Source organism: Actinokineospora enzanensis DSM 44649, assembly GCF_000374445.1.
In the GTDB taxonomy this organism is placed as follows: domain Bacteria; phylum Actinomycetota; class Actinomycetes; order Mycobacteriales; family Pseudonocardiaceae; genus Actinokineospora; species Actinokineospora enzanensis.
This window is the reverse complement of the sequence record NZ_KB894410.1, coordinates 143,402-164,416: the sequence shown is the minus strand read 5'-3', so window position 1 is coordinate 164,416 and position 21,015 is coordinate 143,402. Positions and strand designations below refer to the sequence as shown.

At 70.6% G+C, this 21,015-nt stretch carries 19 protein-coding genes; 11 read left to right on the top strand and 8 right to left on the bottom strand.

All coding sequences use genetic code 11. The features are described 5' to 3' along the window. The first annotated feature begins 44 nt into the window (after positions 1–44). Together C503_RS0112750 and C503_RS0112745 are read left to right on the top strand one after the other, a co-directional pair. The gene (locus C503_RS0112750; RefSeq protein ID WP_018682597.1) at positions 45–608 is read left to right on the top strand and encodes a TetR/AcrR family transcriptional regulator; all 564 of its coding nucleotides are present in this window, start codon (positions 45–47) and stop codon (positions 606–608) included. 13 nt (positions 609–621) lie between these two features. Beyond that, positions 622–1,443 carry an MBL fold metallo-hydrolase gene (locus C503_RS0112745; RefSeq protein WP_018682596.1) on the top strand — a complete coding sequence of 274 codons (822 nt, stop codon included), beginning with the start codon at positions 622–624 and terminating at the stop codon, positions 1,441–1,443. An 81-nt stretch (positions 1,444–1,524) separates the two neighbouring features. Here the strand turns inward: C503_RS0112745 and C503_RS0112740 are convergent, their stop codons facing one another. Both C503_RS0112740 and C503_RS0112735 read right to left on the bottom strand, forming a co-directional pair. Further along, positions 1,525–2,856, bottom strand: a complete 1,332-nt coding sequence (locus C503_RS0112740) for a helix-turn-helix domain-containing protein (RefSeq protein WP_245572461.1) — start codon at positions 2,854–2,856, stop codon at positions 1,525–1,527. Between the two features lie 334 nt (positions 2,857–3,190). Next, on the bottom strand, positions 3,191–4,345 hold the full coding sequence (locus C503_RS0112735) for a citrate synthase 2 (RefSeq protein WP_018682594.1): 1,155 nt from the start codon (positions 4,343–4,345) through the stop codon (positions 3,191–3,193). Positions 4,346–4,659: 314 nt separating this feature from the next. On the opposite strand from C503_RS0112735, the gene pdxH reads away from it, so the two are divergent. Both pdxH and C503_RS0112725 read left to right on the top strand, forming a co-directional pair. Continuing rightward, positions 4,660–5,319 carry a pyridoxamine 5'-phosphate oxidase gene (gene pdxH, locus C503_RS0112730; protein ID WP_018682593.1) on the top strand — a complete coding sequence of 220 codons (660 nt, stop codon included), beginning with the start codon at positions 4,660–4,662 and terminating at the stop codon, positions 5,317–5,319. A gap of 54 nt (positions 5,320–5,373) precedes the next feature. Further along, positions 5,374–6,672, top strand: a complete 1,299-nt coding sequence (locus tag C503_RS0112725) for an MFS transporter (protein ID WP_018682592.1) — start codon at positions 5,374–5,376, stop codon at positions 6,670–6,672. 394 nt (positions 6,673–7,066) lie between these two features. Here C503_RS0112725 and C503_RS0112720 read toward each other — a convergent pair whose 3' ends face one another. Further along, positions 7,067–7,609, bottom strand: coding sequence for an NUDIX hydrolase (locus C503_RS0112720; RefSeq protein ID WP_026316234.1), 543 nt, complete (start codon positions 7,607–7,609; stop codon positions 7,067–7,069). A gap of 119 nt (positions 7,610–7,728) precedes the next feature. On the opposite strand from C503_RS0112720, the gene C503_RS0112715 reads away from it, so the two are divergent. The 7 genes from C503_RS0112715 to sepH all read left to right on the top strand — a co-directional run bounded on the left by C503_RS0112715 (position 7,729) and on the right by sepH (position 15,229). Next, on the top strand, positions 7,729–8,562 hold the full coding sequence (locus C503_RS0112715; RefSeq protein WP_018682589.1) for an ABC transporter ATP-binding protein: 834 nt from the start codon (positions 7,729–7,731) through the stop codon (positions 8,560–8,562). After that, complete coding sequence (locus C503_RS0112710; protein WP_018682588.1) at positions 8,559–9,380, top strand: ABC transporter permease; 822 nt, start codon at positions 8,559–8,561, stop codon at positions 9,378–9,380. The genes C503_RS0112715 and C503_RS0112710 overlap by 4 nt, the downstream gene beginning before the upstream one ends. 11 nt (positions 9,381–9,391) lie before the next feature. Continuing rightward, a complete protein-coding gene (locus tag C503_RS0112705; protein WP_018682587.1) occupies positions 9,392–10,549 on the top strand; it encodes a sensor histidine kinase in 1,158 nt (385 codons plus the stop codon). After that, entirely contained in the window at positions 10,546–11,166 is a 621-nt protein-coding gene (locus C503_RS0112700) for a response regulator (protein ID WP_018682586.1), read from the top strand. The genes C503_RS0112705 and C503_RS0112700 overlap by 4 nt, the downstream gene beginning before the upstream one ends. A gap of 22 nt (positions 11,167–11,188) precedes the next feature. After that, positions 11,189–12,550: a serine hydrolase domain-containing protein gene (locus C503_RS0112695; RefSeq protein WP_018682585.1), complete on the top strand. Its 1,362-nt coding sequence runs from the start codon at positions 11,189–11,191 to the stop codon at positions 12,548–12,550. 290 nt (positions 12,551–12,840) lie between these two features. After that, positions 12,841–13,977, top strand: a complete 1,137-nt coding sequence (gene serC, locus C503_RS0112690) for a phosphoserine transaminase (protein ID WP_018682584.1) — start codon at positions 12,841–12,843, stop codon at positions 13,975–13,977. Positions 13,978–14,203: 226 nt separating this feature from the next. Then, positions 14,204–15,229 carry a septation protein SepH gene (gene sepH, locus C503_RS0112685; RefSeq protein WP_018682583.1) on the top strand — a complete coding sequence of 342 codons (1,026 nt, stop codon included), beginning with the start codon at positions 14,204–14,206 and terminating at the stop codon, positions 15,227–15,229. Here sepH and C503_RS0112680 read toward each other — a convergent pair. From C503_RS0112680 to C503_RS39155, 5 genes are all read right to left on the bottom strand, one after another. Further along, the gene (locus C503_RS0112680; protein WP_026316232.1) at positions 15,226–15,465 is read right to left on the bottom strand and encodes a hypothetical protein; all 240 of its coding nucleotides are present in this window, start codon (positions 15,463–15,465) and stop codon (positions 15,226–15,228) included. The genes sepH and C503_RS0112680 overlap by 4 nt on opposite strands. 311 nt (positions 15,466–15,776) lie before the next feature. After that, positions 15,777–17,606, bottom strand: coding sequence for an ABC transporter ATP-binding protein (locus C503_RS0112675; RefSeq protein WP_018682581.1), 1,830 nt, complete (start codon positions 17,604–17,606; stop codon positions 15,777–15,779). Then, complete coding sequence (locus C503_RS0112670) at positions 17,603–19,366, bottom strand: ABC transporter ATP-binding protein (protein ID WP_018682580.1); 1,764 nt, start codon at positions 19,364–19,366, stop codon at positions 17,603–17,605. Before C503_RS0112670 ends, C503_RS0112675 begins: the two co-directional genes overlap by 4 nt. An 84-nt stretch (positions 19,367–19,450) precedes the next feature. After that, positions 19,451–20,053: a DUF2537 domain-containing protein gene (locus tag C503_RS0112665; protein WP_018682579.1), complete on the bottom strand. Its 603-nt coding sequence runs from the start codon at positions 20,051–20,053 to the stop codon at positions 19,451–19,453. Then, a complete protein-coding gene (locus tag C503_RS39155) occupies positions 20,031–20,861 on the bottom strand; it encodes a TrmH family RNA methyltransferase (protein ID WP_018682578.1) in 831 nt (276 codons plus the stop codon). The genes C503_RS0112665 and C503_RS39155 overlap by 23 nt, the downstream gene beginning before the upstream one ends. Between the last annotated feature and the right edge of the window lie 154 nt (positions 20,862–21,015).

The following is a 21,015-nucleotide window of genomic DNA, read 5'->3' as shown; positions in this document are numbered from 1 at the left end:
CCTACGGCGTGCGTTTTTACTAGACCGGTCTGTATAGTAAGCCCATGCCTCGCCGCACCGACACCCGCGACCGCACCCTGCGCGCCGCCGCCGAGCTGCTGCGCACCCGCGGCTACCACGGCACCGGCGTCAACCAGGTGCTCAGCGCGGGCGGGCTGCCCAGGGGCTCGCTGTACTTCCACTTCCCCGAGGGCAAGGACCAGCTGGTGGCCGAGGCCGTCGAGCTGGCCGCGACCGAGCTGCGCGGCACCATCGAGTCGATCTTCGAGACCGCGCCCGACCCGGCGACCGCGCTGACCGCCATCACCGACACGCTGGCCGCCCACCTGGCGGATTCCGACTTCCAGCGGGGGTGTCCGATCGGGACGGTCGCGCAGGATGTCGGGGACGCCGAACGGGTGCGCGCCGCCTGCGCGCGCGGGTTCGCCGGGTGGCACGCGGTGATCAGCGCCCACCTGGCCCGGCACGGCCTGGCCGCGCCGGACACCCTGGCCACCACGGTCCTCGCCGCGGTCGAGGGCGCCCTGCTGTTGTCTCGCAACCAGCGCGACACGGCACCGTTGCGCGCCGTCACCACCACACTCGCACCGTTGCTCACCAAGCACTGAAAGGACATCTCCCGTGCGCGTTCGACACCTCGACTGCGGCAGCATGCACCCGCTGGGCGGCCGCCTGGTCGACGGCGAACCCGGCCTGTTCCGCTTCGCCCACATGGTGTGCCATGTGCTGCTCGCCGAGTCCGACGACGGGCTGGTGCTCGTCGACACCGGTTTCGGCGTGCGGGACCTGACCAACCCCGGGGAGACGCTGCCCGGTCCGTTCCTGCGGCTGGTCCGCCCGGTGCGCGACGTGGGGCAAGCGGCGGTCAATCAGGTCAAGGCGCTCGGATATGACCCGAAGGACGTGCGCCACATCCTGCTGACCCACCTCGACCTCGACCACGCGGGCGGCCTGGCCGACTTCCCGGACGCGCGCGTACACGTCTACGGGCCGGAGCTGCGCGCGGCCACCCAACCGGCCACTGCAGGCGAGCGGCAGCGGTACCGGCAGGCGCACTGGGCGCACCAGCCCAAGTGGGAGGTGCACGAGCCGGGCGGCGGTGAGACGTGGATGGGACTGAACGCCGTGCGCGGCCTGACGGGCCTGTCGGACGACTTCCTGCTCGTGCCGCTGCCGGGCCACACGCGTGGGCACTGCGGCATCGCGGTGCGCTCCGACGAAGGCTGGCTATTGCACGCGGGCGACGCGTACTTCAATCACGGCGAATTGCTCCGACGTCCTTCCGCGCCGCCGATGTTGCGCGTGTTCGAGTCGGTGGTACAGGTGGAGCGCACTGCTCGGTTGGCGAACCAGGAACGTCTCCGAACAATGCACGCCGACCACCCCGATATCCAGGTGTTCTGCGCGCACGACACGACCGAGCTGCGCGCGTTCACACACTGAGCTTCGCCGCGTCGACCTTCACCCACCCGACCGCGGCACCAAAACGGTCATCCCGAACATCGCTTTGCGCCCTGCTTGAAGTCACCCCCGGATGACCGCGTAGGCGTGCTCGACCGGTTCGACCACGGCCCGCGCCACCGGATCATCACCGAACAACCGCCGGGTCTCGGCAACCACCTCACCGGCCACCATGACCAACGAGTCGACCGACTTCCGCCGAGCGGCGAGCGCGGCCGTGGTCCACTCCGCCGCCTCGGCGAGGTCTCCCTGCCGCACCGCCACCACTGCCAACGTCAACCGCGCCTCGGTGGCCCGCATGGGGCTGCGCTCCGTCCCGTCCGCTCGACGCGACAACCGGAGCACCTCCCGCGCGTGTTCGGCCGCCCGCCGGTCCTCGCCTGCGATGCGGTAGCAGTCCATGGCGTAGAAGTCCCACTTGCTGGGGTCTATTACGAAGTGATTGTCCGGCCGGGCGGGCCGGTCGTGCTCACCCAGCAGCGTGAACCCACGGTCCAGGATCCGCATGACCTGCTCCCGCTGCCCCATCCGAGCCGCCGCCTTCGCCGCCTGCGCCTGAAGCTGCACGGCCACCGAGGCATGCGGCGCGGCGTTCGTCCCGGCCGCGCACGTGGGCGCCACACCGTCGAGCCGCCCCTGGGTGAGCGCGAACCAGGCACTCATCTCGAACGCCCAGGCAACGATCTCGCCGTGCCCGGTCTCCTCACCCAGCCAGAACGCCGCCGCCCGATCGAGTTCCGCCTGCCGGTGATTGCCGATGTCGTACTCGACGCAGCCGGTGAGCAACAGAAGCCAGCCCGCGACGACCAATAGCTCACGGTGCTCACCCAACGTGCACGCGCCTGCCAGTAGGTTCGAGATCCCGCGCAGGCACCGTCGAGCATCGGCCTTCAGCTGCGTGGGCTCCCGCCACGCGTACTCACAGCACAGATCCTCCGTGACAATCTGCAGTTGCTCGACGGTCCGGGCCCCCACATCCGACCGCCCCAACCTGCGCACCAACTCATCCCATGGCGTGCAGGCGTCCGGTGCGTCGAACCGGAACCACAGGTGCGCCGCGGGAATCCGCAGGGCCCGTGCCCAGGACTCCAGCTTCCGCAGGTCACGGGCCGGGTCGCCAGCCCGCTCCAGCCTGCTGACCTGCCCCTGGGTGAGATCGAGCCACCGCCCCATCTGCGCCTGCGTCAACGCGGGCCGGTGCTCCAGCCGGTAGGCATTCACCACCTGCCCGAAATGCCGAGACCGCAACGCGGCCCGCATCCCCGGCCGACGCCAGAACTCCGCAGGCTTCTCCGGCGCACCCGCGCCCCGCGAACAGGGACCGCACAATGCCGAGCCGTTGTCCACCGCCAGCCTGGCGGAACAGTCCGCACACACCCGCCGCCCCAACGCCACGACTCACCCTCCGCCGCTCGCCTACCACCGAGTGTAGCGGCCACTGCCGTGACTGATCCCGAATATGCATACCACGCATAAGTTGGCGACCATGTTCACCAGAATGCACGCGGCGCATATTTCAGCGCATCCCGACCATACGAACCGGTAGCGCGAGTGGAGCCGAGACAACGCCAATGTCGGTGCGGCTCCGATCGTTGCCATCCCGATCCGGAAAGAAATCCCGGGTGCGGCCTTTCGGCGGCCCCCGGACTTAAGACTTTGCGCCAGTAATGTACCCCGGTCAGTCGAACGCCCCTGAGCCACCGGGCTCAGGGGCGAACAATCGCCAGGGTCAGCGCTGGATCAGGTGCCAGCCTTCGACGTCTTCCGGCTTACGTGGAGCCGGGCCAACGTATTTCGCCGCGGGCCGGATCAACCGTCCGGTCTTTTTCTCCTCCATGATGTGTGCACACCATCCCGCCGTACGGGCACAGGTGAACATCGCGGGCATCATGTTCGGCGGCACCTGGGCGAAGTCGAGGATGACCGCGGCCCAGAACTCCACATTGGTCTCGATGGCACGGTCCGGTCGACGCTCGCGCAGTTCGGCGAGGGCGGCCTGTTCGAGCGCGGCCGCCACCTCGTACCGTTCCGCGCCGAGCTCCTTGCAGGTGCGGCGCAGGACTCGCGCGCGGGGGTCCTCGGCGCGGTAGACCCGGTGGCCGAAGCCCATCAGGCGTTCCTTGCGGTCGAGGATGCCGCGGACGACCGCGCGGGCGTCGCCGGTGCGTTCGACCTCGGCGATCATCGGCAGGACGCGGGCGGGGGCGCCGCCGTGCAGCGGGCCGGACATGGCGCCGATGGCGCCGGAAAGGGAGGCGGCGACGTCGGCGCCGGTGGAGGCGATGACGCGGGCGGTGAAGGTGGAGGCGTTGAGGCCGTGCTCGGCGGCCGACACCCAGTAGGCGTCGATGGCGGCGACGTGGGCCGGGTCGGGCTCGCCGCGCCAGCGGGTCATGAAGCGTTCGGTGATGGTGGCGCATTCGTCGATGCGGCGCTGGGTGACGGCGGGCTGGTGGATGCCGCGCGCGGACTGGGCCACATAGGACAGCGCCATCACCGACGCGCGCGCCAGCTGTTCACGGGCCTCGTCGTCGGAGATGTCGAGGAGGGGGCGGTAGCCCCAGATCGGGGCGAGCATCGCCAGGCCCGCCTGCACGTCCACCCGTACGTCCCCCGAGTGCACGGGCAGCGGGAACGGCTCGGCGGGCGGCAGGCCCGCGCCGAAGCGGCCGTCGACCAGCAGGGCCCACACGTTCCCGTAGGTGACCTTGCCCGCCAGGTCCTCGATGTCGACACCGCGGTAGCGCAGCGAGCCGCCGTCGCGGTCGGGTTCGGCGATCTCGGTGTGGAAGGCGATCACGCCCTCCAGGCCGGGCCGGAACCCGTCGCCCGGGTCGGCCGCCACGGAAGAGCTATGCCGGATGTCCCGCACCGCGTTGTGCATTCGCCTCGCCTTTCACGCCATGTCCACGACGGGTTACACGCGTCGGCAGCGGCACTATCGAGGCAGATCGCCCACGCCGAGCACCACTGCACGGCTTTCTGGCAACCCTGCTCCTCCCGCGCACCGTTAGCAATCGTTCACACCGGTGTCTTCGGTCACGATCCAGTGAAACGATCCAGATTGTCGACGATCTCCACCGGCCGGACCGGGGTGGCCGCTGTCACCGTGCGGGCGGTTTCCGTTCACCTCGATTCCCCGTACCGTCAAAGTCCCGTGGTGACCCCCCGCCACGCGCTGCGCTGAGGAGATGCGGTATGGCTGACGGCGACATCGCCCTCGAACTCCCCACCATGCGGGTGTCCTACGAACACGGCGACCTGCAGGAGAGCGACCTCGCCGACACCTGGCACGAACAGCTGCAGCTCTGGTTGGACGCGGCCAGGCAGGCGGGGCTGGCCGAGCCCAACGCCATGGTGCTGGCCACCGCTGGCGCCGACGGCATGCCGTCCTCGCGGACCGTGCTGGCCAAGGGGCTCGACGGGCGCGGCCTGGTGTTCTTCACCAACTACACCTCGGCCAAGAGCCACGACCTCAGCGCCACCCGCTACGCCTCGGCCACCTTCCCCTGGTACGGGCTGCACCGCCAGGCGACCGTGCGCGGCACGGTGGAGAAGGTCAGCGCCGCCGAGACCGCCGAGTACTGGGCCAAGCGCCCGCGCGGCTCGCAGCTGGGGGCGTGGGCGTCGCCGCAGTCGATCGTGGTCGGTGGGCGGGGCACGCTGGAGAGCGCACTGGCCAATGTGGAGCGCCGGTTCGCCGACGCGGAGACCGTGCCGGTACCCCCGCACTGGGGCGGCTGGCGCATCCAGCCCGAGGTGGTGGAGTTCTGGCAGGGGCGGCGCGACCGGATGCACGACCGGCTGCGCTACAAGCTCGGCCGGGACGGCTGGAAGGTCGAGCGTCTCGGTCCGTGAGCACGCTGAAAATCACAGGCCGATCAGTGGTTAGCGTGCCTAAGCTTATCGGTCGTGAGCACCGACACGGATCGTCCCGAGCGCGCTAGCCGGACCAGGGGTTTCCTGGACAGGGTCGTCATCGACACCCGCCCGTTGCGCATCCGCGACTACCGTCGCATGTGGGTGTCCACCGTGGTCACCGCCATCGGCAGCCAGCTCACCGCCGTGGCGGTGCCCAAACAGGTGTACGACCTGACCGGCTCGTCCGGTTACGTCGGCCTGACCGGGGCGGTCGGGCTGGTGCCGCTGCTGGTGTTCGGCCTGTGGGGCGGCGCCATCGCGGACGCCCTCGACCGGCGCAAGGTCATGCTGTACAGCAACATCGGCGTGGCGGTCACCTCGGCGCTGTTCTGGATCCAGGCGTTCACCGGCCTGCGCTCGGTGGCGGTCGTGCTGGTGCTGCTTGGCCTGCAACAGGCCTGCGTGGCGATCAACATGCCCGCCCGCAGCGCCGCCATCGCCCGGCTCGTCCCACCCGAGCTGCTGCCGCCTGCCAACGCGCTGAGCTTCACCACGTTCACCTTCGGCATGGTGTTCGGCCCACTGCTCGCCGGCGCGCTCATCCCGGTGCTCGGCCTGTCCACTTTGTACTTGATCGACACGGTTGCGCTGGCGATCGCCAGCTCGATGGTCTGGTTGTTGCCCCCGATCGAACCGGGCGAGAATGCATCCCGCACCGCGGGCGTGCGCGATATCGTCGCAGGATTCCGCTATCTGGCGGTGCGGAAACTGCTGTTGGTGTCATTCCTGGTCGACATCATCGCCATGGTCGCTGGCATGCCGAGGGCCCTTTTCCCGGAAATGGCCGAACGCACGTTCGGCGACCCGCCCGGCGGCGGTTCGGCACTGGGCTGGCTGTACGCGGCCATCCCGATCGGCTCGGCGGTGTTCGGCCTGTTCTCCGGCGCGTTCTCCCGGATCCCCCGCCAAGGCGCCGTCATCACCCTCGCCATCATCCTGTGGGGCGCGTCCATGGCCGCCTTCGGCCTCTCCCACTCGCTCTGGCTCGCCGCCTTCTTCCTCGCCCTCGGCGGCGGCGCCGACCTGATCAGCGCCGTCCATCGCAGCTCCATGCTGCAAACCGAGGCCACCGACGAGATGCGCGGCCGCATGCAGGGCGTCTTCACGGTGGTGGTCGCGGGCGGACCTCGGATCGCCGACCTGACCCACGGTTGGGGAGCCGCGCTGTTCGGCACGGCCGCGGCCGCGACAGTGGGTGGACTGTTGGTCATCGTGCTGACCCTGGGTCTGATCGTCTGGCTGCCGTCGTTCTGGCGCTACCGGTTCGTCCCGAAGCCCGAGGCAGCCTGACCATTCAGTTGAGGATCGTGCATCGGCCCGGTTCGCGAACCAGTTCCAGGGCGACGGTCCAGGTGATACGCGGGTCTTCGTAGGGGACGAGTGCTGGATCGTGCGGCACCGGAACAGGCGACCCTGGGGTGTGCGGTATGCCCCGCACCCCCGCTATGGGGTAGGTCAGCGCACGGACGATCGCATGGCCCTCGCGGAGCGCAGGACAGGCTCGGATGGCGAAGTCGACACAGGGTAGACAGACAGGTGGTTCCGTGACGCCCATGCTGTTCGGCCAGCCGGACCAATCACGGCGACGGTCGTTGAGCAACCAGAGCATGCCGTCAGCGCCACTGTCGGCGGGACCCGCGCGGTGGCGGGGTTGTTCGAGCGGATGGAGGCGGCTGAGATTCCGCTACCGGCCCGCTAGGACGAACATCAATCCGAGCTGCGCCCCCGCTCCGATGATCTCGCCTGCCGCAATCAAGTCCGGCACTTGGGCCAGTGGTACCCAGTCGACCCGGGCGGCCTCGTTGATGTCCGGCGTCGTGCCGGTGCGCTCGGCGCCGTCGGCGACGTACACCAGGTTCTCGAAGTCGGCTGTGCCCGCGAGCGGTTGGAAGGTGGTGAGCAGGCGCAGGTCGCGGGGGCGCCAGCCGGTTTCCTCTTCGATCTCCCGGGCGGCGGTCACCGCCGGGGATTCGGTGGGGTCGACGTAGCCGCCGGGGAGTTCCCAGGTCCAGCGGTCCGGGATGAAGCGGTGCCGATAGATCATCAGCACTCGCTCACGGCTGTCGTCGAGGACCACGGTCATGCTCGCCTTGGGCATTCGGAGGACGTACTGCTCGAAGTGGCCGCCGTCCGGGAGTTCGACATGGGCGATGGCCAGGTGCAGGCGGCGAGTGTCGTCTACCAGGCGTTCCTCATGGATGGTCCAGCGCGAGGGGGCGTCGCTCACGTGGGTGACGTTACGCCGATGACGGATAGGTGGACGGGAGTGTCCGTCGACCGGTTGACAGGCAGGTTCAACCGCTCGTACGTCTTGGTGTAGGTGCAGGTCGCGGCAGCATTCCGGGTATGAACGCGATCGAGGTGCGCGAGTTGCGCAAGAGCTACGGGGACCATGTCGCGGTCCGTGGGATCGACCTGACGGTGGCCGAGGGGGAGGTGTTCGCGCTTCTCGGGCCGAATGGCGCCGGAAAGACGACGACCACCGAGGTGCTTGAGGGGTATCGGGCTCGGGATGGGGGTGATGTCCGGGTCTTAGGTCAGGATCCGGCGTCGGCGGGGCGGCGGTGGCGGGCGGATATCGGGATCGTGTTGCAGACCGCGACCGATGCCGCCGAGCTTTCCGTGCGGGAGACCGTTCGGCAGTTCGCCGGGTACTACCCGGATCCGCGGGATGTCGAGGAGGTCATCGACCTCTGTGGGCTGACGGCCAAGGCGGGGGCGCGGGTGCAGTCGTTGTCCGGGGGGCAGCGGCGGCGGGTGGATGTCGCGTTGGGGATCATCGGGCGGCCGCGGTTGTTGTTCCTCGATGAGCCGACCACCGGGTTCGATCCCGAGGCGCGGCGGCAGTTCTGGGAGTTGGTTCGGACGCTTTCCCGGGAGGGCACCACGATCCTGCTCACCACTCATTACCTCGACGAGGCAGAGGCCTTGGCCGACCGGCTCGCGGTGATCGCGGCGGGGCGGATCGTGGCCGAGGGGACGCCGTCGACGCTCGGGGGGCGGGATTCGGCGCCCGCGACGGTGAGTTGGCGGGATGGCGATGGCGCGCACGAGGTGCGGACGGTCGACCCGATCGGCACCGTCGTCAACCTCGCCCGGCACACCGGGATCAGCGGGCTGCAGGTGCGGCAGCCCAGCCTCGAAGACATCTACCTCGACCTGATCGGAGCGAAGGCATGACCGCCGCGACCCTCTCCCCTCTTCCCTCGACCCTGCGCACGGGGCTCGCCCGGGGTGGGGCCGAGGTGCGGATGTTCTTTCGCGCCAAGGAAGCGGTGATCTTCACCTTCTGCTTCCCCGCGTTCGTCCTGCTGCTGCTCGGGTCCATCTTCACCGAGTCCGACCCGGGCGCGGCCGCGCCGATGAGCCAGGTGTTCGCGGCCGGGATGATCGCCTACGGGATCCTGTCCACCGCGTTCACCAGTGTCGGCGTGGGCATCGCCGCCGACCGGGAGGACGGGACGCTGAAGCGGTTGCGCGGGACGCCGGTGACCATGGCGTCCTACTTCATCGGCAAGATCGTGCTGGTGGCGGTGGCGACGCTGGCCGAGGTGGCGTTGCTGTTGGCCGTCGGGGTGTTCGCGTTCGGACTGGAGCTGCCCACCGACCCGGGTCGCTGGTGGACGTTCGCCTGGATCCTGGCGCTGTCGGTGATCGCCTGCACGCTGCTGGGGATCTCCGCGAGCTCGCTGGCGCGGTCGTCGCGCAGTGCCGCGGCGGTGTTGAACCTGCCGGTGATCGCGTTGCAGTTCTCGTCCGGCATTTTCGTGGCGATCAGCACGCTGCCCAAGGCGATGCTGGACATCGCGGCGTTCTTCCCGGTGCGCTGGATGGGGCAGGGCTTCCGTTCGGTCTTCCTGCCCGACAGTATGGCCGCCGGGGAGGTGGCGGGCTCGTGGGAACCGGGAATGACCGCGCTGGTGCTGGGCGCGTGGTGCGTGATCGGGCTGGTGCTGTGCCTGACCACGTTCCGCTGGACCGAGCGCCGGACGGGTTGAGGGAGCCGGAGGTGGAGGCGAGCACCCGGAACTTCTGGGCCTGGGACCTCTACTACACGATCGGCTACCTGTTCGTCACCGTCCTGGTGCTCCTCGCCCCGATGAGCTGGCCGGACCGGGTGACGGCGGCTGCCTCGTGCACCGCCGTCGCCGGGCTGTACGCGGCCTACGGCAGGCGGTACGCGATCATCGAGGAGCGGCTGCCGCACACGGCGATCTTCGCGGCGGCCACCTCGGTGCTCTTCCTGATCGCGGTCTGGTTCGTCGGGGACGCGACCTACCTGCTGTTCGTCATGTGCCCGCTGATCTTCATGTGCCTGTCGCTGCCGGTGGCGGCACCGCTGGTGGCGGTGCTGAACCTGGTGCCGCCGGTGCTCGCCGCGCTGCGGCACGGCGAGCTGGGCGGCTGGCACCAGCAGCTGCCGACCTCCTTCCTCGGGCTGACCCTGTCTTTACTCATCGGCACCTACGTGCACCGGGTCGTGACCCAGAGCCACGAGCGGGCGGCGCTGATCCGGGAGCTGGAGGCGAGCCGGGCGCAGGTGGCGCGGCTCTCGCACGAAGCCGGGGTGGCCGCCGAGCGGACCCGGCTGGCGGGCGAGATCCACGACACCCTGGCCCAGGGGTTCACCAGCATCGTCACCCTGGTGCAGGCCGCCGAGTCCGAAGTGGACCGGGACAGCGCGAAGGTGCGGCACGCGCTGGACCTGGCGGCGCACACCGCGCGGGAGAACCTGGCCGAGGCGCGTGCCCTGGTCGCCGCGCTGACGCCGTCCGCTTTGGACGATGCAACGCTGACCGAGGCGCTGTGCAGGCAGGTGGAACGGCTGGCCGCGGAGACCGGGGTGGCGGCCGGCTTCCACACCGAGGGCGACCCTTCCGGGCTGCCGACCGGGGTCGAGGTGGTGTTGCTGCGGGCCGCGCAGGAAGCCTTGGCCAACATCCGCAAGCACGCCGACGCGACCGCGGTGGCCGTCGACCTGTGCCACACCCCGACCGGTGTCACGCTGACCGTGAGCGACGACGGATCGGGCTTCGACCCGGACGCGCCCGCCGCGGGCTACGGGCTGCGCGGGATGCGGGCGCGGGCCGAGCAGGTCGCGGGCACCGTGACCGTGCACAGCGCGCCCGGCGCGGGCACCACGCTGACCGTGGAGGTACCCACATGATCACCATCGTGCTGGTGGACGACCACCCGGTGGTCCGCGAGGGCCTGCGCGGGATGCTGGAGGCCGAGGCCGACCTGACCGTGGTCGGCGAGGCCGGGTCCGGCGACGAGGCGGTGGCGGTGGTGCGGTCGCTGCGCCCGGACGTGGTGCTGATGGACCTACGGATGCCCGGCCTGGACGGGGTGGGCGCGACCGAACGGATCGTGGCCGAGCGCGGCCCCAGCCGGGTGGTCGTGCTGACCACCTACGAGACCGACTCCGACATCCTGCGCGCGGTCGAGGCGGGCGCCGCCGGATATCTGCTCAAGGACGCCTCCCGAACGGAATTGGCGGGCGCGGTGCGGGCCGCGAGCCGGGGTGAGACGGTGCTCGCACCCTCCGTAGCCGGTCGATTGGTCCGACAGGTGCGGCAACCCACCAAACAGGTGCTTTCCGGTCGGGAGATCGAGGTGCTGCGACTGGTCGGCAAGGGGCTGACGAACGCCGACATCGGCCGGGAACTGCACATCAGCGAGGCCACGGTGAAAACGCACCTGCTGCGCGCGTTCGGGAAACTCGATGTCTCCGACCGCACCGCGGCGGTCACCACGGCCATGTCTCGCGGCTTATTGGGTTGATTTATGGCGCACAATTCCGAACATGCTGCAAACCACTGAGTTCGCGTTGACGCGTCGGATCGCGGTCGAACAGGCCGAGAGCCGGGTGCCGTCCCTGGTGGCGGCGGTCGTCCGCGGTGACCGGACCATCTGGACGGGGGCCCGGGGCAAGGTCGACGGGGCGACCCCCACTGTCGACACCCAGTACCGCATCGGCTCGATCACCAAGTCCTTCGTCGCCGCGCTGGTCATGCGGCTGCGCGATGAGGGCAGACTCGATCTGAACGACCCGTTGGACAAGCACGTGCCCGGCACGTCCTTCGGCGCCGTCACCATCGCCCAGCTGCTCGCCCACACCAGCGGGCTGACCGCGGAGTCGCCGGGTGTGTGGTGGGAGCGCGCGGAGGGCGCGGACTGGGCCGCGCTGGACAAGAGCCTGGCCGAGGACGCGGTGCGGCACCGCCCCGGCGCCCGGTTCCACTACAGCAACACCGGGTACGGCGTGCTCGGTGAGCTGGTCGCGCGGCTGCGCGGCAGCAGCTGGTTGGACGTGCTGACCGCGGAGATCCTGCGGCCGCTCGCCCTGACCCGCACGAGCCCGCACCCGCAGGCGCCCGCCGCGCTGGGTTGGGCCGTGCACCCGTACGCCGACGTGCTGCTGCACGAGCCGACCCCGGACGCGGGCGCGATGGCCCCGGCCGGGCAGCTGTGGTGCAGCATCAACGACCTGGCCCGCTGGACCCGGTTCGTCGGCGGCGACACCGCGGATGTGCTGCACCCGGACACGGTGGCCGAGATGCGCGAGGTAGCGCACCTGGACGACGACCAGAACTGGACCACCGCCTACGGCCTGGGCCTGCAGGTCATGCGGGTCAACGGGCGGCGGCTGTCCGGGCACGGCGGCTCCATGCCCGGATTCCTGGCCATGAACCTGATCGACCCGCGGACCGGCACCGGCGCCGCGGTGCTGGTCAACACCACCGCGGGCGTGCCGGTCGGCGCGGTCGCCGCGGACCTGATCGACCTGGTCGACCAGCACGAGCCGATACTGCCCGCGGAGTGGGAGCCGATGGCCGCGGCCGACCCGGCGCTGCTCGCGCTCACCGGCCAGTGGCACTGGGGCCCGACCCCGTACGTGTTCAAGCTGCTGCCGGACGGCTGGGTGAACCTGGCCCCGGTCAGCGGCCGCGGCCGCCAGTCCCGGTTCCGGCCCGCGGGCCAGGACACCTGGACCGGCACGGACGGCTACTACGCGGGCGAGACGCTGCGCGTGTGCCGGGACGCCGACGGGGTCGCCACCCACCTGGACCTGGCGACGTTCGTGTTCACCCGGGAGCCGTACGGCACGCCCGCGGCCATCCCGGGCGGGGTGGACGAGCACGGCTGGCGGACCCGCGAGGCCTGAGCGCCCACCGCGAATGATCTCGGTCGATGTGCGGGTCCGACCTGGTCGGGCCCGCACATCGACACCGCATAGGACTGTCCGTTGCGGACCATTCCGACCGGCCGGGTCGACGGCGTTCGGGACCGTCCCGGCCGCCACCCGCGGCGCACCCGACCAGGTCGGGAACGATGCCGGGTGGGGACGTGGGGGTGGGCGGTGGGAGGAATGGGGCCGGCATGATGGGAGCGCGAGCACCGCCAACGCCGTCGGGATCGTCCCTGGATATCCCTTATCCCTGAAAGGCGCAGCAGATGACGCAGACCGCCGATCCGAGCACGCTGGAGCTCCCCGCCGAGCTCAAGCCGTCCGACGGGCGATTCGGCTGTGGTCCCTCCAAGGTCCGCCCGGAGCAGGTCGCCGCACTGGCGTCGGAGGGCGCCAAGCTGCTGGGCACCTCGCACCGGCAGAAGCCGGTCAAGTCCCTGGTCGGTCGGGTGCGGTCCGGTCTGCGCGAGCTGTTCTCCCTGCCCGAGGGCTACGAGGTCATCCTGGGCAATGGCGGTACCACGGCGTTCTGGGACGCGGCCGCGTTCGGGCTGGTGCGCGAGCGGGCGCAGCTGTTCACCTACGGCGAGTTCTCGGCCAAGTTCGCGACCGTGAACAAGAAGGCGCCGTTCCTGGCCGACCCGATCGTGGTCAGCGCGGAGCCGGGCAGCGCGCCGGAGATCACCTACGCCGAGGGCGCCGACCTGGTGGGCTGGGCGCACAACGAGACCTCGACCGGCGTGGCGGTGCCGGTCAGCCGCCCGGCCGGGTCGGACGGCGCGCTGGTCGCCATCGACGCCACCTCGGGCGCGGGCGGCCTGCCGGTGCGCGCCGAGGACTTCGACGTCTACTACTTCGCGCCGCAGAAGTCGTTCGCCTCGGACGGCGGCCTGTGGCTGGCGCTGGCCAGCCCGGCGGCGCTGGAGCGGATCAACGAGATCGGCTCGTCGGACCGGTGGGTGCCGGAGTTCCTGTCGCTGCCGACCGCGCTGGACAACTCGCTCAAGGACCAGACCTACAACACCCCGGCCGTGGCCACGCTGTTCCTGCTGGCCGAGCAGCTGGACTGGATGAACGGCAACGGCGGTCTGGAGTGGACCGTCGCGCGCACCAAGGACTCCTCGGACCGGCTCTACACCTGGGCCGAGCAGACCGCCTACACCTCGCCGTACGTGGCGGACCCGGCGCACCGGTCCCAGGTCGTGGGCACAATCGACTTCGCCGACTCGGTCGACGCGGCGGCGGTGGCCAAGGCGCTGCGGGCGAACGGGATCGTGGACGTGGAGCCGTACCGCAAGCTGGGCCGCAACCAGCTGCGCGTGGCGATGTTCCCGGCGGTGGAGCCGGACGACATCACCACCCTGACCAAGGCCATCGACTGGGTGGTCGAGCGCCTGGGCTGAGCCCGCTGGACCCGAGCAGTGCCCGCGGGCGTGTCGGCCGCCCTCCGACACGCCCGCGAATGGGTGAACGTAGAACTAACCCGGTCGCGGGAACCCCGCTGGATACGGCAAGATCACGAGCTGATGTCACGGGGATCGCGGCGCGCCTAGCGCGTCAATCCGTCGCACCGATCTACCGTGGGACGCTGGCGAGTGAAGTCTGCTCAGGTCGCAGGGGAGGGTAGCGATGCGTGCGCTGCGGGTCGTCGGGCTCTCGGATGACGGCAAGACCGTCATCTGCGAGGACCCGGCGCGTGGCGAGCGCTTCACCCTGCCAGCGGACGAGCGCCTGCGCGCCGCCGCGCGTGGAGACGTCACCCGACTCGGCCAGATCGAGATCGAGCTGGAGAGCCAGATGCGTCCACGGGAAATCCAAACCAGAATCCGCGCCGGAGAATCCGTCGAGCAGCTCGCGGAGGCCGCGGGCATCCCGACGCACAAGATCGAGCGCTTCGCGTACCCCGTGCTGCTGGAGCGCTCCCGCACCGCGGAGCTGGCCCAACGCGCGCACCCGATCCGCGAAGACGGTCCTGACCTGCAGACTCTCGGCGAGGTGGTGGCGCACGCGTTCGGTCTGCGCGGGCAGGACTACCCGACCACCGGCTGGGACTCCTGGCGCGGCGAGGACGGCAAGTGGATCGTCCAGCTGGCCTGGACCGCGGGCCGGTCGCTGAACCGCGCGCACTGGTCGTTCCACCCCGGCGCGCACGGCGGCACGGTCACGCCGCTGGACGAGCACGCGCACGACCTGCTCGACCCACAGCCGAACCGCCCGCTGCGCACGGTCCGCCCGGTCACCGAACTGGCCCAGGCCGCGCTGAGTCTGGACGTCGCGCAGCCCAGGGTGATCGACGCCGAGCCCGACCCGGAGCTGGACGACGTGTTCGCGCCGCCGGTCGCCCCGGTGCCGTCGCCCGCGCCGGAGCCGGTCGTGGTGGCGGAGCCGACCCAGGACTTCGTGGAGGACTTCGAGCTGACGCCGGAACCGGTGGTCGCCGAGGCCGAGGTGGAACCCGAACCGGAGCCGGACGTGGAGCCAGAGCCGGTGACGGCCGAGGAGCCGTCGCAGGACGCGCTGATCGAGGAGCCCGCCCGCAAGCAGGCGGCCACCGAGCCGAGCGCGGCCGCACGCCGGTCCAAGGCGAAGAAGGCCCGCCCGATCGTGCCGTCCTGGGAGGACGTGCTGCTCGGCACCCGCTCCAACCGCGGCTAATCGCGGGTAGGCACCTGGTCGAGTAGGTGCAGGTCCCAGCCTTCTCGTTCGCACCAGTCCTCCGCCGCTTCCCGGGTCAGCCAGGTCGCGGCGGCGGGCTTGTCGCGGCCGAGGTGCACCCAGCCATCGGGAGCGAGGACGTGGATCTCGCCCCGGTGCGCGGCGAGCAGCCTGCCGTCGGGAAACGCCATGCTCGGTTCCGTGCGCAGAAACCGAACCACCTCGGGCCGAGTCATGCGGCCATGATGCCGCCTACCCGCCCGGGCGTCGCCCCGGGAAACGATAACGATCTTGTTCGTTACCGTTCCGGAAGGACAGAGCCACGGGCAATCCACCTGCCCACACGACGCGACCCGGCTGCCTGCGGGGCAGGGTCGAAAGCCAAACAGGGCTTTCGCATGGTTTCTTCGCAATGGAGTACGGCTCATGCTCACCATGAGCTACCAACTCTCCTGGCTTGTGCATACCACCCGATGACAACTACTACTCGCGCCACCAACCAGGCGAGAGTGGCTTACCGATTAGTCGCCTGAATCGCGGCGGATGATCAGACCAGGGATTCCTGCCAGGCGGAATGCAGGGTGGCGAAGTGGCCGTGATCGGTGGCGATCAGCTCCTCCGGGGAGCCGTCCTCCGTGATCCGGCCGCCGTCGACCACCAGCACCCGGTCGGCGATCAGCACCGTCGACAGGCGGTGGGCGATGATCAGCGCGGTGCGGTCGGCCAGCACCGACTCCAGCGCGCGCTGGACGATCCGCTCGGTCGGCAGGTCCAGGCTGGACGTCGCCTCGTCCAGCACCAGTACGGCCGGGTCGGCCAGGAAGGCGCGGGCGAAGGCGATGACCTGGCGTTGGCCAGCGGACAGTCGGCCGCCGCGCTTGCGGACGTCGGTGTCGTAGCCCTCGGGCAGGGCCGTGACGAACTCGTGTGCGCCGACCGCTCGCGCGGCTGCCTCGATCTCGGCGCGGGTGGCCGACGGTTTGCCGAGCGCGATGTTGTCCGCGACCGAGCCGCTGAACAGGAAGTTCTCCTGGGTGACCATGACGACGGCCGCACGCAGATCGGGGTCGGCCACCTCGCGCACGTCCACGCCCGCGAGGGTGACCGTGCCCGCGGTCGGGTCGTAGAAGCGGGCGACCAGCTTGGCGATGGTCGACTTGCCCGCGCCGGTCGGGCCGACCAGCGCCACCGTCTGGCCCGCCGGGATGGTCAGGCTGAAGGTGGGCAGCACGATCGGGGTGTCCGGGCGGTAGCGGAACTCGGTGTCGACGAACTCGACCGCCAGCCCGCCGCCCTCGTAGGCCGGGAGCGGCCGCGGCGAAGCGGGTTCCGGGACGTCCGGCTCCTCCTCCAGGAAACCGGAGATCTTCTCCAGCGAGGCGATCGCCGACGAGTACGAGTTGGCGAACATCGCCATGTCGTCCAGCGGGTCGTAGAAGCGCCGCACGTACAGCGTGAACGCGGTCAGCACGCCCAGTTCCAGGCTGCCGCCGGTGACCCGCCACGCGCCGACGCCCAGGACGACCGCCAGCGACAGGTTGCCGATGAGCCGGACCGTCATGGTGAACACCGCCACGACGTTGAGCGATTCCCTTGCCACACCGCGCAGGCGACTGTTCAGGCCGTCCATGATGGACTTGTTGCGGCCCTCGCGGCGGAACGCCTGCACGGCACGCATGCCGTTCATGGTCTCGACGTAGTGCACGATGACGGTGGCGGTGCGGCCGCTCACGCCCCGGTATGCCTCGTTGGAGCGGCGCAGGAACCAGCGGCCGACCAGGATCAGCGGCAGCGCGGTGGTCAGCGCGATCAGCGCCAGCCACGGGTCGAGCACGATGAGGATCACCGCGATGCTGCCGATGGACAGCGTCGAGATCAGCAGGTCGTCGATCCCCTGCTCCAGCAGCTCGCCGATGGCGTCCACGTCGTTGGTCTGCCGGGAGATCACCTTGCCCGAGGTGTAGGTCTCGTGGAAGGACACCGAGAGCCGCTGGGCGTGCTGGAAGATCCGCTGCCGCAGGTCGAGCAGCAGGTCCTGTCCGATGATGTTCGACAGCCGCAGGAAGCTCGCCCACAGCACCGCCGACGCCACCGTGCAGGCCGCGTATCCCACTACGCACCAAGCGACGACGGTGAAGTCACCGTGCACCGCCGCCGGGATGCCGGTGTCGATCAGGATCGCGACCAGCAGTGGACCGGTGAGCCGGGCGCCGTTCTCCAGCAGCACGAACAGCAGGGTGACCGACACCCGGGCCAGGTGCGGGCGCAGCAGTGAGCCGAGCAGCGCCCGCGACCGGGCCTTCAGTTTGACGCCGACCGCGCGGTCGATGTCCTCGTTGTCCTCCGCGGCGACACCACGCCACGCGTCCTCGCTCACGATGCCACCTCCGCCGGTTCATCATCCATAGTGGACATAAGGTCTCGATAGTCCGCACTGTGGCGCAGCAGCTCCGAGTGCGTGCCCACGGCCACGATCCGCCCCTCGTCCAGCAGTGCCACCCGGTCGGCCAGCTTCACCGTGCTCGGTCGGTGCGCCACCACGAGCGCGGTCACCCCGGACAGCACGCTGCGCAGCGCGCGCTCCACCTCGGCCTCGGTATGTACGTCCAAAGCGGACAATGGGTCGTCGAGCACCAATACCTTGGGCCTGCCCAATACCGCCCGCGCCAATGCCAGCCGCTGCCGTTGGCCGCCCGACAGCGACAGTCCTTCCTCGCCGATGCGCGTGTCCAAGCCCCAGGGCAGCCGGTCCACGAACTCCTCGGCCTGCGCGATCCGCAACGCCTGCCGGATCTCGTCGTCGCCGACGTCCGCCATGCCCAGCGCCACGTTCTCCCGCACACTGGCGGAGAACAGCACCGGTTCCTCGAACGCCATGCCGATCACCGACCGCAGCTCGGCCAGCCGCAGGTCGCGCACGTCGACACCGTCCACGGTGATCCGACCGCCGGTGACATCGGCCAACCGCGGCACCAGCACCGCCAGCGTCGACTTGCCCGATCCGGTCGGGCCGACCAGCGCGACCGTCTCTCCCGGACGCAACTCCAGGTCCACGCCCATCAGCACGGCCTGCTCGGCGCCGGGATGGGTGAACCGCACGCCATCGAACCGCACCGCGCCGACACCGTCGGCGGGCAACGCGCGCGGTGACTCCGGGTCGGAGATGGTCACCTCGGCGTCGCGCACCTCCCAGTACCGCACCGACGCCGTGCCCGCCTGGTTCGTCTCCGCCAGCAACCAACCGATCGAGTCGGTCGGCCAGCGCAGGTAGCTCGCCACCGTGATGCCCGCGACCAGCGTGCCGACCGTCATCGTCCCGTCGACCACGCCGATCGTGCCGAACAGCAGCTGCGCGGCGATACCCAGCTCGGGTAGCAGGAGGATCGCGCCCCACAGCACCGACAGCAGCCGCGCCTTGGCGATCTCGGTGCCGCGCAGCTCGCGCGCCTGCCGGGCGAACCGGGCGGCCAGGTGCGCGCCCCGGCCGAACGCCTTGAGCACGCGGACGCCCAGCACCGACTCCTCGACCACGGTGGCCAGGTCGCCCACCTGGTCCTGGGACTTGCGGGCGAGCACCGAGTACGTCGACTCGTACCGGGTGGAGATGACGATCAGCGGCGCCGAGCACACCAGTGTGATCAGCCCGAGCACCGGTGACAGCACGAACAGCACGACCAGGCCGAGCACCAGGGTCAGCGAGTTGACCACCAGGAAGATGCCCGCGAACGCGATGAACCGGCGCAGTGTGGACAGGTCGGAGACCGCGCGGGAAAGCAGCTGGCCGGACGGCCAGCGGTCGTGGAAGGAGATCGGCAGCCGTTGCAGGTGCGCGTAGAGGTCGGCGCGCATGCGGGCCTCGACCAGAGTGCTCGGCCCGGCGACGAGCTTGCGCCTGGTGTAGAACAGCACCGCCTCGCCCGCGCCAAGCGCGCCGACGGCCAGTACCAGCCAGGGCAGCACGGCCGTCTGCCGGTGCGCCACCGGTCCGTCCAGGATGTGCTGGATGACCAATGGGATCGTCAGGCCGCAGACCATCGACCCGAGCACCGCGACCGCGGACCCGGCCAGCCGCCCGCGCACCGGTCTCAGGTAGGGCGCCAACCTGCGCAGCGCCGCGACCGTGCCGGTCCGTTCCATGCCCGCCCCCCTCAGGTCAGCGACCGACGGTAGCGAGAAGGCGTCGTCAGGTCATCCGAGTTTCGGGCCGGGCCGCGGGGATGATCACGAGAAGACGATGAACGGCAGCGCCAGCCAGCCAAGCGCGATCCCGGCCGCCACCCCGACCGCGACCCAGCGCCAGGTCGGCACCTTGCGGGCCAGCCACACCGACGGCAGCAGGCCGCCGCTGATGACCAGGTTGGACAGCACGGCCAGCAGCGGGTTGGTGTCGTAGAGGGTGACCGCCAGGGTCAGCACCGCGAACAGCACCAGGGCGGCGGCGAACGCGGCCACGACCAGGCCGACACCCCAGGGCGTCGGCTCGGCGGGCGCGGCGGCGGGCTCCGGGCGCGCCGCGGGTACGGGTGGTTGCACGACCGACACCTCTCCGGAAAGCGGGTCAACGTAGTTGATCGGCGCGCCCATCACGCCCGCCACCCGCTCGGCCAGCTGGTGGCCGCGGTGCGAGACGACCCGGGCGGCGGACTCGTCGGGATCGGCCCGGCGCAGCGCGCCGACGACCTTGGCCCATTCGTGCAGGGCGGTGGACAGCTCGCCGCCGAGGGCGAGGCTGTGCGGGTCGACCTCGCGGGGTCCGGTGGTGCCGGCGCCGTCGTCGACATCACCGACGAGGACCGCCCGCTCATCCTTCGCGCGCAGTTCCACCGCTGCCCCTTTCGCCGAGCGCGTAGAAGGCGACCGCCCCGGCGGTCGCCACGTTGAGGGAGTCGACCCCACGGGACATCGGCACCCGCACCGCGGCGTCCGCGGCGGCGATTGCCTCCTCGGTGAGGCCGGGTCCCTCGGAGCCGAGCAGCACGGCCACCCGTTCGCCGCCGCGCGCCGCGTCAGCCAGTGAGACGGCGTCCGCGCGCGGCGTCAGCGCGAGCACGCGGAACCCATGGTCGCGCAACCACTTCAGCCCGTCCGGCCACGGCTCCAGCGGCGCGAACGGGACCGCGAGCACGTGCCCCATGGACACCCGGACGCTGCGCCGGTAGAGCGGGTCGCTGCACCCGGGGCCGAGCAGCACGGCGTCCACTCCGAGCGCGGCGGCGTTGCGGAACAACGCGCCCAGGTTCTCGTGGTCGCCCACACCTTCCAATACCGCAACTGTGCGGGCGTTCTCCATGAGAGAGGCCGGGTCGGGCGCGGGTGCACGGTCGGCGGCGGCGAGTACACCGCGGTTGAGGTGGAATCCCACTGCCTCGGCCATCACCTCGGCGGAGGCCACGTAGATCGGGGCGTCCAGGTCTGCCAGGTCGGGTGCGAGGGTCTCGATGCGACGGCGCACGCCGAGCAGCGCGCGCACCGGGTACGGCGAGGCCAGCAGCCGTTGCACGACCACCACGCCCTCGGCGATGACCAGGCCGCGGCCGCCCGGCCGGTCCGGCCTACGGTCCGCCGTCGACAGGTCCCGGAAGTCGTCCAGCCGCGGGTCCGCCGGGTCGCTCACCTCGATCACCCGCTTCACGGGGGGCAGTCTCGCACGTCCGCGCGTGAGAGCCCCGTGTGTGTGGCGACGCGTCATCGCCGCGTGTTCGCTCTGTGTTACGTATCCATAACGCACAGCACCAGTTTGGCCGCTAGCCCACCCCCGTTCACTGTGCGAACGTTGGCCTCCCGCG